General features: G+C 65.4%; 13 protein-coding genes. 4 read left to right on the forward strand and 9 right to left on the reverse strand.

The window, feature by feature from the left end:
- Positions 1-142: 142 nt before the first annotated feature.
- The gene (locus tag DWB85_RS08030) at positions 143-619 is read right to left on the reverse strand and encodes a phosphatidylglycerophosphatase A family protein (RefSeq protein WP_117953701.1); all 477 of its coding nucleotides are present in this window, start codon (positions 617-619) and stop codon (positions 143-145) included.
- 213 nt (positions 620-832) lie between these two features.
- Between DWB85_RS08030 and DWB85_RS08035 the strand changes: the two genes are divergently transcribed.
- On the forward strand, positions 833-2,368 hold the full coding sequence (locus DWB85_RS08035) for an HNH endonuclease signature motif containing protein (protein WP_117953702.1): 1,536 nt from the start codon (positions 833-835) through the stop codon (positions 2,366-2,368).
- On the opposite strand, the gene thiL is transcribed toward DWB85_RS08035, so the two are convergent.
- The 8 genes from thiL to glyA all read right to left on the reverse strand — a co-directional run bounded on the left by thiL (position 2,365) and on the right by glyA (position 9,923).
- Positions 2,365-3,288 (reverse strand): thiamine-phosphate kinase, encoded by a 924-nt coding sequence (gene thiL / locus DWB85_RS08040; RefSeq protein WP_117953703.1) that lies wholly within the window; start codon positions 3,286-3,288, stop codon positions 2,365-2,367. The genes DWB85_RS08035 and thiL overlap by 4 nt on opposite strands.
- 302 nt (positions 3,289-3,590) lie before the next feature.
- Complete coding sequence (gene nusB, locus DWB85_RS08045; RefSeq protein WP_117953704.1) at positions 3,591-4,049, reverse strand: transcription antitermination factor NusB; 459 nt, start codon at positions 4,047-4,049, stop codon at positions 3,591-3,593.
- A gap of 14 nt (positions 4,050-4,063) precedes the next feature.
- A complete protein-coding gene (ribH, locus tag DWB85_RS08050; RefSeq protein WP_117953705.1) occupies positions 4,064-4,537 on the reverse strand; it encodes a 6,7-dimethyl-8-ribityllumazine synthase in 474 nt (157 codons plus the stop codon).
- 133 nt (positions 4,538-4,670) lie between these two features.
- On the reverse strand, positions 4,671-5,780 hold the full coding sequence (ribB, locus tag DWB85_RS08055; RefSeq protein WP_117953706.1) for a 3,4-dihydroxy-2-butanone-4-phosphate synthase: 1,110 nt from the start codon (positions 5,778-5,780) through the stop codon (positions 4,671-4,673).
- Between the two features lie 188 nt (positions 5,781-5,968).
- Positions 5,969-6,625, reverse strand: a complete 657-nt coding sequence (locus tag DWB85_RS08060) for a riboflavin synthase (protein WP_117953707.1) — start codon at positions 6,623-6,625, stop codon at positions 5,969-5,971.
- 52 nt (positions 6,626-6,677) lie between these two features.
- Positions 6,678-7,799, reverse strand: coding sequence for a bifunctional diaminohydroxyphosphoribosylaminopyrimidine deaminase/5-amino-6-(5-phosphoribosylamino)uracil reductase RibD (gene ribD / locus DWB85_RS08065; protein ID WP_117953708.1), 1,122 nt, complete (start codon positions 7,797-7,799; stop codon positions 6,678-6,680).
- A gap of 9 nt (positions 7,800-7,808) precedes the next feature.
- Positions 7,809-8,273, reverse strand: a complete 465-nt coding sequence (nrdR, locus tag DWB85_RS08070) for a transcriptional regulator NrdR (protein ID WP_117953709.1) — start codon at positions 8,271-8,273, stop codon at positions 7,809-7,811.
- 387 nt (positions 8,274-8,660) lie between these two features.
- Entirely contained in the window at positions 8,661-9,923 is a 1,263-nt protein-coding gene (gene glyA, locus DWB85_RS08075; RefSeq protein WP_117953710.1) for a serine hydroxymethyltransferase, read from the reverse strand.
- A gap of 196 nt (positions 9,924-10,119) precedes the next feature.
- On the opposite strand from glyA, the gene DWB85_RS08080 reads away from it, so the two are divergent.
- The 3 genes from DWB85_RS08080 to DWB85_RS08090 are packed head-to-tail and all read left to right on the forward strand — an operon-like array spanning position 10,120 to position 15,901.
- Entirely contained in the window at positions 10,120-11,568 is a 1,449-nt protein-coding gene (locus DWB85_RS08080) for a circularly permuted type 2 ATP-grasp protein (protein ID WP_117953711.1), read from the forward strand.
- Positions 11,565-12,503, forward strand: coding sequence for an alpha-E domain-containing protein (locus tag DWB85_RS08085; RefSeq protein WP_117953712.1), 939 nt, complete (start codon positions 11,565-11,567; stop codon positions 12,501-12,503). Before DWB85_RS08080 ends, DWB85_RS08085 begins: the two co-directional genes overlap by 4 nt.
- 44 nt (positions 12,504-12,547) lie before the next feature.
- Complete coding sequence (locus tag DWB85_RS08090; protein WP_117953713.1) at positions 12,548-15,901, forward strand: transglutaminase family protein; 3,354 nt, start codon at positions 12,548-12,550, stop codon at positions 15,899-15,901.
- Positions 15,902-15,960: the final 59 nt, after the last annotated feature.

Genomic DNA, 15,960 nt, shown 5'->3' on the forward strand with positions numbered 1-15,960 from the left:
TCGGACCGCGGCGTACGCCGGGATGACAGCTTAGGGGGCCGGAATGACGCATTGGGGGGCCGGAATGACGCATTGGGGGACCGGAATGACGCATTGGGGGACCGGAATGAAGATGGTCGTATTTGTGCCGCTGGATCGATCATTAGAGTAACCATAGTGCGAGGTGCAGGCAGGCGCAGGCCATGATGCCGGCGACCACGTCGTCGATCATGATGCCCAGGCCGCCGTGGACTTTCTTGTCCAGCGGGCCGATGGGCCAGGGTTTGGCGATATCGAAGACGCGGAAGGCGACGAAGCCGGCGAGGATCCAGGGCCAGCTATTGGGCAGCGCCCACATGGTGACGAAAAAGCCGGCGAACTCATCCCAGACGATGCCGCCGTGGTCGTGCACGCCCAGCTGCCGGCTGGCCTCGCCGCAGATCCAGATGCCCACGGCGCAGGTGATCAGGATGGCCAGGCTGTAGTAGCCCAGGCTCAGCTGGCTGAGCAACCAGTAAAGGGGCACGGCGGCCAGGGTGCCGACGGTGCCCGGGGCTTTGGGGGAGAGGCCGGAGCCAAATCCAAAGGCCAGGAATTGCACGGGCGAGCGGAACGGCGTGGGCTGGGCGGTTGATGTCATGGGGGGAGTATACACGGGCTTGGTGGCTGTCAGCCTCTTGCCTTGGAACATGAGCCTGAGGGATTACCTGCCCGGCTCCCTCAGGCTCATCTGCGGATTGGGAAACACTCCCTCAGCCCGGTGTGGTCACATTTGATGGATTGCGGCGCTGGTGGTGTGGTGGGTGCAGCGCTAGGATACTGGATATATATACAGTTTTACTGAGGTGCGCTTATGAGCCTGCCAGCTGTTGTGGAATCCGTGCGCGATGGCGCGAACCTGGGGCAGGCGATTACCCTGCTGGCGGCACAGATCAATGTGGCCAACCATCGCCTGCTGCGGATGATTGCCGAGTTCGACCGCTGCGGCGGCTGGAAGGAAGGCGGCGCCATGCGCAGCTGTGCCCACTGGCTGGCGGCGCGCTGCGGCATGGATATCGGCGCGGCACGGGAGAAGGTGCGGGTGGCGCGGTGCCTGGCGGGCCTGTGTGAGGTGGACAAGGCCTTCTCCTCGGGCGAGCTCAGTTACTCCAAGGTACGCGCCATTACCCGCGCCGCCACGCCGGAGAACCAGGGCTTTCTGGTGATGCTGGCCCAGGGCAACAGCGCCAGTCATCTGGAGAAGCTGGTGGCGCGCTATGAGCCGGTGGCGGAGCCCGGACTGCAGGGTTTGCTGGAGGATTCAGCGGATTCTGCTGCTGACGAGGGCGCTGCGCCTGACGAGGCGCCGGGGAATGAGGAGCGCCAGCGGGAACAGCAGCGTGAATTGTACTGGTTCCAGGATGAAGACGGCATGTGGGTGATTCACGCCCGGCTGCCGCCGGAAGAGGGACAACTGGTGGCAAAAACCCTGCAGGCGGTGGCGCGCCCCCTGGAAGAGGAGCGGCAGGCGGACTGGCAGGCAGCGCAGAAGGCGCGCATGCAGGCAGTGGCGAGGAAGATTCTGGCGCGCAGTGGCTCGGGGCGCGACGAAGCCGGGACTGAAGATGAGGATGATGCCTCGGTTGCGAGTGCTGCTGCAGTTAGCGATGCAGGCGCTGATGTGGCGGCGGATACGGGCACGGGATCAAGCGCCAGTGAACTGCCGGCGAACCTCGCCTTTGAGCGGGCAGAGGAAAAAATTTCCGCGGAAACGTTTTCCCAGCACATGAACCAGATTCGGGCCGATGCGCTGGTCAACATGGTGGAACATTTTCTGGCCTCCGGGCCGGATTACCGCGACCTGCAGGGGCTCACAGGCGCGGAGCGCTGCCAGGTGGTGCTGCATGTGGATGTGAATACCCTGCGCGAGCAGCGATCGGGGCTGTGTTGCACTCACGGCAAGGCGCATTTCGAGGACAAACCCTGGCTGTCGCCGGCCACGGCGCGGCGAATCGGTTGCGATGCCTCGCTGTTGACCGTGCTGGAGGACGAACAGGGCCAGGTGCTCAACGTGGGCCGGCGCTCACGGGTGGTGCCAGCGCCAATTCGGCGGGCGCTGCAGGAGCGCGATGGGGTGTGCCAGTACCCGGGGTGTCATGAATCGGTGTATGTGGAAGCGCACCATATTCAACACTGGGCCGAGGGTGGGGAAACCAGCCTGGAAAACCTGACCACGCTGTGTCGGTTCCACCACCGGCAGCTGCATCGCGGGTGTTTTGATGTGAAGGTGCGGCAGGACGTTTCCGCGGAAACGGGGCGGCCCGGTGTGGAACTGCAGTTTGTCGAGGCGGGTGAGGGCCCCGGTGAAGAGGTCAGCGCGGGTGGGCGCAGAAGCCGGGGTGGCGGTTAGCTAAAGTGCTGGAATCCCGTCGGCAGGTCCCCGCCGAGGCCGGTGTGCACGCCCTGCCCGGCTTGCACCTGGCCAATGCGGGAGCAGCCCGTGGGTGCCGGCTCGCCCGGCGGCAGGGTGAAGCAGAGTTCGTAGTCGTCACCGCCGGCCAGGGCCCAGTGCAGGATAGTGTCACGCTCAGCGTGAGATTGCAGCGCGGTTGAAAGCGGGATGGCGTCTGGATCAATATGCAGCGCCACGCCACTGGCGGCGGCGATGTGGCCGGCGTCCGCCAGCAGGCCGTCAGAGATGTCGATGGCCGAGGTGGCCTTGCCCAGCAGCTGCTGGCCCAGGTCGATACGGGCCTGCGGGCGGTGGTAGCGCTGCAGCAGGTACTCGGCGGCCTCGGGTTCGGGCTGCCACTGGTCCTGCAGAAACGCCAGGGCGGCGGCGGCATCGCCCAGGGTGCCGGACACATAAACCGCATCGCCGGGCCGGGCGCCCTCGCGGCGCAGGGCCAGGCCGGCGGGCAGCGCGCCGAGTACCTGCACGGTGATGGTCAGCGGGCCGCGGGTGGTATCGCCGCCGACCAGGGGCAGCCGGTACCCGGAAACAGCCTGGGCCAGGCCCTGGCTGAAGGCGTTAATCCAGAATTCGTCGGCCTCAGGCAGGGTCAGGGCCACCGTCATGCCGATGGGGCGGGCGCCCATGGCAGCCAGGTCCGATGCCGCCACCGAGACGGCGCGAAAGCCGGTGTCCTCCGGGAACATGTCCCCGGTGAAGTGCACGCCCTCGACCATGGTGTCCACCGAGGTCGCCAGGCGTTCGCCGGGCTGCAGGCGGAGGATGGCGCAGTCATCGCCCACCGAAAGGTCGACGGCGGGGCCGGCACCCAGGGAGGAGAAATAGCGGTAAATCAGGTCGAATTCAGAGGTGGGCATTAGGGCTGGTTTTCAGAGTCACTGGGGTTGGGGTTGCCGCTTCGCTGCCTTCGTGGTGGACGGATATTTCAGAGCGACGGCGACTGATAGATTCCGGCATCCAAGGTGAATTGCGCCACAGGCGCAAGAGAGGGTGCCCTGGGGTACAAGGTGAATTGCGCCACAGGCGCAAGAGAGGGTGCCCTGGGGTACAAGGTGAATTGCGCCACAGGCGCAAGAGAGGGTGCCCTGGGGTACAAGGTGAATTGCGCCACAGGCGCAAGAGAGGGTGCCCTGGGGTACGCCGGAATGACGACGGTGGCTCAGGCTTCGGTTTCCGCTTTGCGCAGTTCGCGGGCGGCCTTGTCCAGCACGCCGTTGATGTACTTGTGGCTCTCGCTGGCGCCGAACTTCTTGGCCAGGGCGACTTCCTCGTTGATCACCACCTTGTAGGGCACGTCGATGCGCTCTTTCAGCTCAAAGGTGCCCATACGCAGCAAGGTGCGCTCAATCGGGTCCAGGTCATCGATGTCGCGGTCCAGCAGGGGCTGGAAAATGGCCTCCAGTTCGTCCACGCAGCTCGGCACGCCGTGCAGCAGGGCCTGGAAATACTCGAGGTCGACGTGGGCGAAGTCGTATTCGGTGCGGAACTCCGCCTCGATGTCATTCAGCGGCGAGTCGGCCATCAGCCACTGATACAGCGCCTGCATGCCGTAGTGACGCGCCTTGCGGCGCTCCGCCGCCAGCGTGTTATGGGGCTTGTTGGGGGCCTGTTTGCTCATTTATTGCGTCCTGATCAGTCCAGCTTGTTCATCAGGCTGACCATCTCCAGGGCCGACATGGCGGCTTCCTCGCCCTTGTTGCCGGCCTTGGTGCCCGAGCGCTCCACCGCCTGCTCGATGGTATCCACGGTCAGCACGCCAAAGGCGGTGGGCACGCCGTACTCCATGCTCACCATGGCCAGGCCCTTGGTGCACTCGCCCGCCACGTACTCAAAGTGAGGCGTGCCACCGCGAATCACCGCGCCCAGGGCGATGATGGCGTCGACATCGCCTTTGGCAGCGACTTTCTTGCACACCAGCGGGATCTCAAACGCACCCGGTGCGCGCACAATCGTGATCTGGCTTTTGCTGACGCCGTGCCGGCGCAGGCAATCGATGGCGCCCTCCAGCAGGTGCTCAACGACGAAGCTGTTCCAGCGGCCGACCACGATGGTGTAGTTGCCCTTGCCGCCAGTGAAGTCGCCTTCGATGGTTTTGATGTCAGTCATGTTCTTGTTTCCTTACATTCTCGTCACCACCGCGCTGGCGGTATTCTGCCATTGCGGGGGCCCGTTACTGATTCTGTGTCGCTGGATTCCGGAACGCCGGACCTCCACTTGCGCGGGAATGACGACTGCGGGCTCAATCCTCTGGATTTACGAAATCCAGCACTTCGAGGTCAAAGCCGGAAATCGCATTGTACTTGATCGGCGCGCCCATCAAATGAATTTTTCCCACCCCCAGGTCGCGCAATATCTGCGAGCCCAGGCCCACCGTGGTGTAGGTGTCGGGCGCGGCATGCGCCTCCGCCGGGGCTGCGCCCAGCGCCAGGTCGATGCTGGCCAGTATCTGCTCCGGGCCCTCATCCCGCGCCAGCAGTACAATCACCCCCCGCTCGGCCTCCGCGAGCTTGCGCAGGCAACGGCTCATGCTCCAGCTGGGCAGGCCGTCCACTTCACTGTTCACCATATCCCGCAGAGCGGACTGCACATGCACCCGCACCAGAGTGGGCTGGTCGGCGGTGATGGTGCCGCGCGACAGGGCAATGTGCACATCGCCCTCGTTCTGGTCGCGATAGGCGGTCAGCTGGAATTCGCCGTAGGCGGTGTCGATGCTGCCCTCGCGCACCCGGCGAATGGTCCGCTCGTTGACCAGCCGGAAGTGGATCAGGTCGGCGATGGTGCCGATTTTCAGGCCGTTGCCAGCGGCAAACTCGGCCAGCGCGGGGCCATCGGCGAGGGTACCCTCCGGGGTCAGGATATCGGCAATTACCGCCGCCGGCAGCAGGCCGGCGAGGCGCGCGTAATCACTGGCCGCCTCGGTGTGGCCGGCACGGGTCAACACGCCCCCGGGCATCGCCGTCAGCGGGAATATGTGGCCCGGCTGGACAATATCCGCCGGCACCGCGTGCGGCGCCACCGCCGCCTGCACGGTATGGGCGCGGTCGGCGGCAGAGATGCCGGTATCAATACCCACCGCCGCCTCAATCGACAGGGTGAAGTTGGATTTCTCCCCCATGGCGCCGTCTACCATCGGCGGCAGGTCCAGCTGGCGGCAGCGCTCCTCGGTGAGGGTCAGGCAGACCAGCCCCCGCGCCTGGCGGGCCATAAAGTTGACGTGCTTGGCGTCGCAGTGCTCGGCGGCGACCATGACCACGCCCTCGTTATGGCTGTCGGCATCGTCGTCCACCAGCACCACCATGCGGCCCTGGCGGAGGTCTGAGATTAATTCGTCTACTGTGTTTACTTGCATTCTGTATGGTCCAGGGCTTTCGTCAGCCCGCCGTAGTCTCCTCGGCGCAGGCCGGGGTCTTCATCTATCCGGCATCGTCATCCTGGCGCAGGCCGGGATCCATCACTCGTTTGAGTTCATTCCACTCCTACAGTGGATCCCGATACGTCGGACCGCGGCGTTCGCCGGGATGACGGAATCACCGTGAGTCAGGTATAGCCGTTCTCAGTCAATGTCTGCAGGGAAAGTGACCCTGCACCGGGTTTGGCCGCCGCGTCACCCTGCATCAGGCGCTCCAGGTAGCGGGCAATGACGTCCACTTCCAGGTTCACCCTGGTACCGGGCTTGTAGTCAGCAAACACGGTTTCGGCCATGGTCTGGGGAATAATGTTCAGCTCAAACTCGGCGCCGTTCACCGCGTTTACCGTCAGGCTGGTGCCGTCCACGGTAATACTGCCCTTGTGGGCGATATACTTTGCCAGCTCGTCCGGCGCCCGCAGTACGAAACGCCAGGAGCGAGCGTCCTCGTGCAGGCTGACCACTTCGCCCACGCCGTCAACATGGCCGGACACGATGTGCCCGCCGAGGCGGCTGGCCGGCGTCAGGGCTTTTTCCAGGTTGACCCGGGCGCCGGTTTTCAGCCCGCCCAGGGTGGTGAAATTCAAGGTTTCCACCGATACGTCAGCCCAGTAGCCGTCGCCGGGCAGCTCGATGACCGTCAGGCAGGCGCCGTTGGCGGCAATACTGTCGCCCAGCGCCACGTCGCCCAGGTCCAGCTTGCCGGTATTGATGCGCAGGCGCAGGTCACCCCCGGAGGGTTCCATGGCGGCGATCTCGCCGACTGCCTGAATAATGCCTGTAAACATAAGCTGCCTTTGTTGCTAATCCGACGCTGCCGGATTTCCGGATGCGTTCTACTCAGCCGCGGTACCGCGGGATGGCGGTAATCCGCCAGTCCTCGCCGACCCTGCGCATGTCCGCAATCGCCAGCGGCACCTTGTCGGCCATGCGCTCCAGCGGCAGCTCCAGTAGCGGCCGCGCGGCGCTGCCCATCAGCACCGGCGCCATGTAGACGATTATCTCGTCCAGCAGGCCGGCCTGCAGGAACGCCCCTGCCAGACGGGGGCCGCATTCTACCAGAATTTCGTTGCTTTGCCGCGCGCCCAGTTCAGCCAGCAACGCGGCCAGGTCAAGGCCCGCCGCGCCCCGCTGCAGGGCCAGCTGCTCCGCGCCAGCGGCGGCGATGTCGGTGGAAGCCGGCAGTGCCGCATCGCGGCACAGCAGGGTGGGCGCCGAGCGGTCCAGCACCTTCGCCCCCGGCGGGGTCTGCAGGCGGGAATCCAGCACCACTCGCAGCGGCTGCTTCTGGCTGGCCAGTGCCGCTTCTGCCGGCGGCAGGTCAAGCTCACCAGCACGCACTGTCAGCGAGCAGTCGTCGGCCAGTATGGTGCCGATGCCGGTAACCAGCGCGCAACTCATCGCCCGCAGGCGCTGCACGTCGGCCCGGGCCGCGGGGCCGGTTATCCACTGGCTCTCGCCGGATGCCATGGCGGTGCGGCCATCCAGCGACATGGCCAGCTTGGCCCGCACCCGGCCCCGGCCACGGCTCATCCGGGCGATAAACCCGGGAATCACCCTGCCCGCGTCGGCGGCCAGCAAACCCACCTCGACCTGCAGCCCGGCGGCGCGCAGTTTTGCCAGCCCGGCGCCCGCCACCTGTGGATTGGGGTCCTCCATCGCCACCACCACCCGGCTCACCCCGGCGGCCACCAGGGCATCGGCGCAGGGGCCGGTTTTGCCGGTATGGGAGCAGGGCTCCAGGGTGACGTAGGCCGTCGCACCCTGCGCATCACCCGCCGCCTGCAGCGCCTCGATCTCGGCATGGTTGCCCCCGGCGGGCCGGGTGAAGCCCTCGCCGATCACCTGGCCGTCGCGCACCAGCACGCAGCCCACATGGGGATTGGGCATGGCGGAATACTGGCCCCGGCGCGCCAGTTGCAGAGCGCGGGCCATCATCCGGGTATCGAGCTCGGTAGGCATGGACAGGGCTCAGTCTGACCGGGGTTCGGATTCCAGCAGTTCGATGGCGTCCCGGAACTCGGAGATATCCTCGAAGCTGCGATACACCGAGGCAAAGCGCACGTAGGCCACCTTGTCCAGCTTCTTCAGGTTGTCGATCACCAGCTCGCCGAGAAACGCGGACTGCAGCTCGCGCTCGCCGGTAGCCCGCAGGGCGTTCTTGATCTTGTTGATCACCGCCTCGATGTCCTCGGTGGAGACCGGGCGCTTCTCCAGGGCGCGGGTAAAGCCGGCGCGCAGCTTTTCCTCGTTGAACGGCTCCCGGGTACCGTCCTGCTTGATAATGCGCGGCATCACCAGTTCCGCCACCTCGTAGGTGGTAAAGCGCTCGCTGCAACTCAGGCACTGACGGCGGCGGCGCACCTGGTCCCCCTCGGCAACGAGCCGCGAATCGATCACCTTGGTATCCTCGGCGGCGCAGAATGGGCAGTGCATGGTCAGTTCTCTTTGGCTAAGTTGCTGAACTTTAACATGATTTGGGGGTGGCTACGCCAGTGGCAGGAAAGCGTAGATGCCAGATTGGTAATGGGCGGAAGTCTGGTGGATGGATCCCGGCGTGCCCTGGGGCACGCCGGGATGACTATAAAAACCGAGAGAGCCCATGGTGCTTCCAGCATGTCAAACCCTCATGGAACGTCACCCCGGCGAAAGCCGGGGTCCATAGACTGAAAGAGGCCGCTCGCGCGACCTTTTATGGATTCCGGCTTACCCCAGGGCACCTTCTCTTGCGCTTGCAGCGCAATTCACCTTGTACCCCAGGGCACCTTCTCTTGCGCTTGCAGCGCAATTCACCTTGTCCGCGGAATAACGAAGCTGGGTGAGCTATTTATAAACCGGGAAACGGGCGCAGATCTCCAGCACCTTGCCCTTCACCTCGGCAATCACCTCCGCGGAATTACCCTGCTCCAGCGACTCCAGCACGTCGCACATCCAGTGGGTCAGCTGCACGGTTTCTTGCTCGCCAAAGCCGCGGGTGGTGATGGCCGGGGTGCCGACCCGCAGTCCCGAGGTAATAAAGGGAGAGCGCGGGTCATTGGGTACGGCGTTCTTGTTCACCGTGATGTTGGCCTCGCCCAGGGCGGCGTCGGCGTCCTTGCCGGTGTAGGGCTTGCCGATCAGGTCCACCAGCATCAGGTGGTTCTCGGTGCCGCCAGAGACGATGTTGATGCCGCGTTCGATAAAGGTGGCGGCCATGGCCTTGGCGTTCTTCACGACCTGCTTCTGGTACTCGGCGAACTCGGGGCTGGCGGCTTCCTTGAAGGATACCGCCTTGGCGGCGATCACGTGCATCAGCGGGCCGCCCTGGCCGCCCGGGAACACGGCGGAGTTGAACTTCTTCTCCAGTTCCTCGTTGGCCCGGGCCAGGATGATGCCGCCGCGGGGGCCGCGCAGGGTCTTGTGGGTGGTGGAGGTCACCACGTCGGCGTAGGGCACCGGGTTGGGGTAGACGCCCGCGGCCACCAGGCCGGCCACGTGGGCCATGTCCACCATCAGGTAGGCGTCGACCTTGTCGGCGATCTCGCGGAAGCGGGCCCAGTCCATGACCTGGGAGTAGGCGGAAAAACCGGCGATGATCATCTTCGGCTTGTGCTCCAGGGCCAGGGCTTCCACCTGGTCGTAGTCCACCACACCGGTGTCCGGGTTCAGGCCGTACTGCACGGCGTGGTAGGTCTTGCCGGAGAAGTTGGGCTTGGCGCCGTGGGTGAGGTGGCCGCCGTCGGCCAGGCTCATACCGAGAATGGTGTCGTGGGGCTGCAGCAGGGCCAGGAACACGGCGGCGTTGGCCTGGGAGCCGGAGTGGGGCTGGACGTTGGCGTAGTCGGCGCCGAACAGGGCCTTGACCCGCTCGATGGCCAGGTCCTCGGCCTTGTCCACGTACTCGCAGCCGCCGTAGTAGCGCTTGCCGGGGTAGCCCTCGGCGTATTTATTGGTCAGCACGGTACCCTGTGCCTGCATCACCCGGGGGCTGGTGTAGTTCTCGGAGGCAATCAGCTCGATGTGCTCCTCCTGGCGGCGCTCTTCCTCGGCAATGGCGGAGAATATCTCGTCGTCGAATCCCTTGATGGTCATGTTGTTGTCAAACATGCGGTGCTCCCGGCGTGCGTGGGCCCTTTCCTGTGACGGGCCCCGGTTGGAAAGCCGGGCATTTTACAGAAAAAGGGGCAGGGGCAGAAGAGCGCATTGCAGGCCTGACGCTTATCGGCTATACCCTTAACCAGGGCACAATGTTTGCAAGGCCAACAGGGCAATGGGATATCGCCGCGGACTACCCAGGGGGCACATGAATAACAGCTGGCAGGCCTACGACACCGGGCCATTCTACGATGAACTGATCACCGCGGCGGGCAAGCCGCGGGTCGTGGCGCGGCGGGCGGTCAACCTGCTGCAGTCGCTGTCGGAAGAGGAGATGTCCGCCCGGCGCACCGCCGCGGAACTCGCCATCAACGACATGGGCGTCTCGTTCACGGTGTATTCCGAGGGAGAAAATATCGACCGCGCCTGGCCCTTCGACATCATCCCGCGGATCATCAAAAGCAGCGACTGGGCCAAGGTCAGCAGGGGCCTGGCCCAGCGCACCCGCGCCCTCAACTGCTTTATCGACGATGTCTACAACAAGCAGAGGATCCTCAAGGACGGCATCGTACCCGCGGAAACGGTGCTTGAATCCGGCAACTATAAAGCCCAGTGCGCCGGCATGTCGCCGCTCTATGGTGCCTGGGCCCACATTTGCGGCACCGACCTGGTGCGCGACAAGGACGGCAAGTTCTACGTGCTGGAAGACAACCTGCGGGTCCCCTCCGGGGTGTCCTACATGCTGGAGAACCGGGAAATCACCAAGCGGGTGCTGCCGGAACTGTTCGAAAATTACAGCATCCAGCCGGTGGACGACTACCCTTCACGCCTGCACGCGACCCTGGCGGCCCTGTCCCCGCGCAAAACGCGCCGCCCCTGCATCGTGGTCCTCACCCCCGGCATCTACAACGCCGCCTACTTCGAGCACTCGTTCCTGGCCCGGGGGATGGGCGCGGAGCTGGTGGAGGGTCCGGACCTGTTCGTCGACGACGACGAATGCCTGTATATGCGCACCGTGGACGGCGCCGAGCGGGTGGACGTGGTGTACCGGCGCATCGACGACGACTTCCTCGACCCGGAAGTATTCAACCCGGATTCCATGCTCGGCGTACCCGGCATCATGCGCGCCTGGAAAGCGGGCAACGTGGCCATCGCCAATGCCCCGGGCTCGGGGGTGGCGGACGACAAGGTGGTCTACGCCTTCGTCCCCGACATGATTCGCTATTACCTGAACGAGAAGCCGGCCATCGCCAGCGTCAAGACCTACCTGTGTATGCACGACCAGGACCGCGAGTACGTGCTCAACAACCTGGACAAACTGGTGGTCAAGCCGGCCAACGAGTCCGGCGGCTACGGCCTGCTGGTCGGCCCCCACGCCAGCAAAGCCAAACGCCAGCAATTTGCCCGGCTGATCGAGGCCAACCCGCGCAATTACATCGCCCAGCCCACCCTGTCCCTGTCCACGGCGCCCACCTACGCCAACGACCGGGTCGAGCCCCGGCACCTGGACCTGCGGCCCTTTATCCTCTCCGCCAGGGACACCTGGGTCACCCCCGGCGGCCTGACCCGGGTGGCCCTGGTGAAGGGCTCGCTGGTGGTGAATTCCTCCCAGGGTGGCGGCAGCAAGGATACCTGGATCGTGGAGGCGTCGACATGAGGCTGCTCTCCCGCGTCGCTGAACGCCTGTACTGGATGGCCCGCTACATGGAACGGGCCGAGGATACCGCCCGCCTCACCCAGTCCTACAGTCACCTGTATATGGATACCCCCGAGGGGGCCGGCCTGGGCTGGGACCTGCTGGTCGACATCCTCGACGGCCAGCAGGTCTTCGAGAACCGCTTCCGGGTCTACAACGAGCAGAATGTGCTCAAGTTTCTGATCGCCGACGAGGACAACGTCGGCAGTATCCGCCAGTCGGTCAAGGCGGCCCGGGAGAACGTGCGCACCACCCGCGACGTATTGCCGGAGGAAGTGTGGGAACACGTCAACGAGCTGTACCTGTACACCCGGGAAAATGCCGACACCTCCATCGGGCGGCGCAACCGGCACCGCTTCCTGGACCAGGTTCAGGCCCGCTGCCAGATTGTCGCCGGCCTGGTGCTCACCACCATGTGCCGCGACAACGCCTTTCGTTTCATGGCCCTGGGCCACCTGCTGGAGCGGGCAGACATGACGACCCGCGTCATCGATGTCGGCGCCGGCGCCCTGCTGGGCAGTGAGCGCAGCAACCACGCCATCGACCCGCTGATCTGGGGCAGCCTGCTGCAGAGCCTGTCGGCGATGAGCACCTACCGGCGCAATATCGGGCCGCTGCCGGAGGCGGGGCACGCGGTGGAGTTCATTTTCAAGGACCCGACCCTGCCCCGCTCCCTGCAGTTCTGCCTCAACAGTATTCGCGGCGAGCTCAAGCAACTGAAAAACAATGACCAGGCACTCAAGAGCCTGGAGCGGGCCCGGCGCCGCCTCAAGCGCTTTAACCCCCAGCGGGCCAGCTGGGAGGAACTGCACCAGTTTATCGACGATATCCAGCTGGACCTGTACCACCTGGGCGAGAACATCAACCAGAGCTGGTTTCTGGCGGAAACCGCCTAGCCCCAATCACCCCACACGCGTTAGCGCGGGAGCCGGAACCAGCAATGACCATTCGGGTAGCCATTAACCACCGGACGAGCTATCGCTTCGACCGGCCAGTACACCTGTCGCCGCACACCGTGCGGCTGCGCCCCGCGCCCCATTCACGCACCGCTATTCACAGCTACAGCCTGAAGATCAGGCCCGGGGAGCATTTTATCAACTGGCAGCAGGACGCCTTCGGCAACTACCTGGCGCGACTGGTGTTCCCGGAAACGTGCAGCGCCCTCGAGGTGGACGTGGAGGTGATCGCCGACATGACGGTGATCAACCCCTTCGATTTTTTCGTCGAGGACTACGCCGGGACATTCCCCTTCGAGTACCCGGAGCAGCTGAAGAAAGAGCTGCAGCCGTACCTGGAAAAGGAGCACCACGGTCCCCTGTTCGATGAACTGCTGCGCGGCATTGACCGCAGGGAAGTCCCGGTCAACGACTTCCTGGTCGCCATCAACCAGCAAATCGAGCAGAGAATCGAGTACCTGGTGCGCATGGAACCCGGGGTCCAGCCCCCGGAGGAGACCCTGGCACTGGCGAGAGGCTCCTGCCGGGATTCCGCCTGGCTGCTGGCCCAGATTCTGCGCCATATGGGCCTGGCCTCCCGCTTCGCCTCGGGCTACCTGGTGCAGCTGAAGGCCGACGAGAAATCCCTGGACGGCCCCTCGGGCACCGAAGAGGACTTTACCGACCTCCACGCCTGGTGCGAGGTGTTCCTGCCGGGGGCTGGCTGGGTCGGGCTGGACCCCACCTCCGGGCTGTTCGCCAGCGAGGGGCATATCCCCCTGGCCTGCACCCCGCACCCGGTATCCGCCGCCCCCATTGTCGGCGCGACCGAGCCCTGCGAGGTGGTATTCGACTTCAGTAACAATGTCACCCGCATCCTCGAGGACCCGCGGGTCACCCGGCCCTACAGCGACGGCCAGTGGGCCCATATTCTCGCCCTGGGCTGCGCGGTGGACCGCGTGCTGGAGAGCAACGATGTGGGCCTGACCATGGGCGGCGAACCGACCTTTGTCTCCATCGACGATATGGAGTCGGCGCAGTGGAATACCGAGGCCCTGGGGGCAGAAAAATTGAGCCTGGCCAAGACCCTGCTGCTGCGCCTGCGCGACCGCTTTGCGCCCCGGGGCCTGCTGCACTATGGCCAGGGCAAGTGGTATCCCGGCGAGGAGGTTCCCCGCTGGGCGCTGGGCGTGTTCTGGCGCAAGGACGGTGAACCCCTGTGGCAGGACCACAGGCTGCTGGCCCGGGTGGACCGGGACTACGGCCGTGACATCGGGGACTGCACACGCTTTGGCGAAAAACTCTGCGACCTGCTGGGCCTGCCCCGGGCCTGCAGCCAGCCGGCATTCGAGGACGCCCTGCACTACCTGGTGCAGGAACAGAACCTGCCGAAAAACATCGACATCCTGGCGCACAAGGTCAGCAGCAGCCGGGACCGGCGCCGCCTGGCCCGGCTGATCGAACGCGGTTTTGCGGTCCCCTCGGGCATGGTGCTGCCGCTGGCGCGCACCACCGGCTGGCCCGTCGCCGGGCAAAACTGGCACTCCAGCCTGTGGCCGATGAAACGCGGGCGCATCACCCTGATCCCCGGTGATTCGCCCATGGGCCTGCGCCTGCCGCTGTCCGACCTGCCGGAACGGGCGGAGAAAGCCGACCATTTCCAGCCCCAGCGCGACCCCTTTGAAAAGCGCGGGGCGCTGGCCAGACGCGAGGACATCCACTTCCCCGACAGCGCCGGCGACAGGGCCGACGCCCCGCTGCCGGAGCCCGAATACGAGGCGGTGGTGCGCACTGCCATGTGCATCGAGGCCCGGGAGGGCAGGCTGTACGTATTCATGCCGCCGCTGGAGTACCTGGAGGACTACGTGGAACTGGTGGCGGCGGTGGAGGCAGCCGCCGCCAACCTCGAGCTGCCGGTGATTATCGAGGGCTACGAGCCGCCCCGGGACCCGCGCCTGCAGAAGCTGCTGGTCACCCCCGATCCCGGCGTCATCGAGGTCAATGTCCACCCCGCCAACAACTGGGAGGAGCTGGTGGCGAACACCACCGCGCTGTACGAGGAGGCCCGGCTGGCGCGACTGTCCACCGAGAAGTTCATGCTCGACGGCCGCCACACCGGCACCGGCGGAGGCAACCATATCACCCTCGGCGGCGCCACCCCGGCGGACAGCCCGCTGCTGCGGCGCCCGGACCTGCTGCGCAGCCTGATCACCTTCTGGCAGCACCACCCCAGCCTGTCCTACCTGTTTTCCGGCATGTTTGTCGGCCCCACCTCCCAGGCCCCGCGGGTGGACGAGGGCCGGGACGAGATGCTCTACGAGCTGGAGGTCGCCTTCTCCCAGATGAGCGAGGGCGAGGTGCCCCAGCCCTGGCTGGTGGACCGCCTGTTGCGCAACCTGCTGATCGACGTCACCGGCAACACCCACCGGGCCGAATTCTGTATCGACAAGCTGTATTCACCCGCCGGCCCCGCCGGCCGGCTGGGGATTCTCGAGTTCCGCGGCTTCGAGATGCCGCCCCACCCGCGCATGGCGCTGTTGCAGGCCCTGCTGCTGCGCTGCCTGGTGGCGCGCTTCTGGCAACAGCCCTACCACCAGCGCCTGGTGCGCTGGGGCACCGAGTTGCACGACCGCTTCATGCTGCCCCACTACATCTGGGAGGACATGAAGCAGGTGGTCAATGACCTGCGCGAGCACGGTTTCGCCTTCGAGCTGGAGTGGCTGCTGCCCTTCGAGGAATTCCGCTTCCCCCACTACGGCCGGGTGATGCTGGACGGCATCGAGCTGGAATTGCGCTGGGCGGTGGAACCCTGGCACGTGCTGGGGGAGGAAACCACCCGCTTCGGCACCTCGCGCTACGTGGATTCCTCGGTGGAGCGGCTGCAGATACGCTGCACCAACATGAGCGATGGCCGCTATGTGGTGGCCTGCAACGGCCGCCGGGTGCCGCTGCGTGCCACCGGCAACCACGGCGAGTACGTGGGCGGGGTGCGCTACCGGGCCTGGCAGCCTCCCTCGGCCCTGCACCCGCTGATCGGGGTGCACGTGCCGCTGACCTTCGACCTGATCGACACCTGGAATGGCCGCTCCCTGGGCGGCTGCAGCTACCATGTGTCCCACCCCGGCGGGCGCAGCTACGACACCTTCCCGGTCAATGTTTTCGAAGCGGAATCCCGCCGCAGCAACCGCTTCGACACGGTGAGCCACAGCCAGGGGCCGTTTATCCCCAGGCCGGAGGTTTCGGCGCTGCGCGAGTTTTTCCCCAACCGCACGGTACCCCGGCCGATGGCGCCGCCGCCGGAGGAACCCGCCGGTGAGTACCCCTATATCCTGGACATGCGCAGCCCCGGGCCACGCTAGCCTCGCCGGCCGGTATTGCGTATATTGGCCGGCCGCCTGCCAGCCCCGGTGCCAGAAAC

Origin of the sequence: Seongchinamella sediminis (genome assembly GCF_003457605.1) — a bacterium.
Taxonomy (GTDB): domain Bacteria; phylum Pseudomonadota; class Gammaproteobacteria; order Pseudomonadales; family Halieaceae; genus Halioglobus; species Halioglobus sediminis.

Coding starts and splice junctions, on each gene's coding strand:
- ribH (WP_117953705.1), bottom strand. CDS start 4,537: ATGACTGACATCAAAACCATCGAAGGCGACTTCACTGGCGGCAAGGGC.
- ribB (WP_117953706.1), bottom strand. CDS start 5,780: ATGCAAGTAAACACAGTAGACGAATTAATCTCAGACCTCCGCCAGGGC.
- DWB85_RS08035 (WP_117953702.1), top strand. CDS start 833: ATGAGCCTGCCAGCTGTTGTGGAATCCGTGCGCGATGGCGCGAACCTG.
- DWB85_RS08060 (WP_117953707.1), bottom strand. CDS start 6,625: ATGTTTACAGGCATTATTCAGGCAGTCGGCGAGATCGCCGCCATGGAA.
- nusB (WP_117953704.1), bottom strand. CDS start 4,049: ATGAGCAAACAGGCCCCCAACAAGCCCCATAACACGCTGGCGGCGGAG.
- glyA (WP_117953710.1), bottom strand. CDS start 9,923: ATGTTTGACAACAACATGACCATCAAGGGATTCGACGACGAGATATTC.
- DWB85_RS08030 (WP_117953701.1), bottom strand. CDS start 619: ATGACATCAACCGCCCAGCCCACGCCGTTCCGCTCGCCCGTGCAATTC.
- DWB85_RS08085 (WP_117953712.1), top strand. CDS start 11,565: ATGAGGCTGCTCTCCCGCGTCGCTGAACGCCTGTACTGGATGGCCCGC.
- thiL (WP_117953703.1), bottom strand. CDS start 3,288: ATGCCCACCTCTGAATTCGACCTGATTTACCGCTATTTCTCCTCCCTG.
- DWB85_RS08090 (WP_117953713.1), top strand. CDS start 12,548: ATGACCATTCGGGTAGCCATTAACCACCGGACGAGCTATCGCTTCGAC.
- nrdR (WP_117953709.1), bottom strand. CDS start 8,273: ATGCACTGCCCATTCTGCGCCGCCGAGGATACCAAGGTGATCGATTCG.
- DWB85_RS08080 (WP_117953711.1), top strand. CDS start 10,120: ATGAATAACAGCTGGCAGGCCTACGACACCGGGCCATTCTACGATGAA.
- ribD (WP_117953708.1), bottom strand. CDS start 7,799: ATGCCTACCGAGCTCGATACCCGGATGATGGCCCGCGCTCTGCAACTG.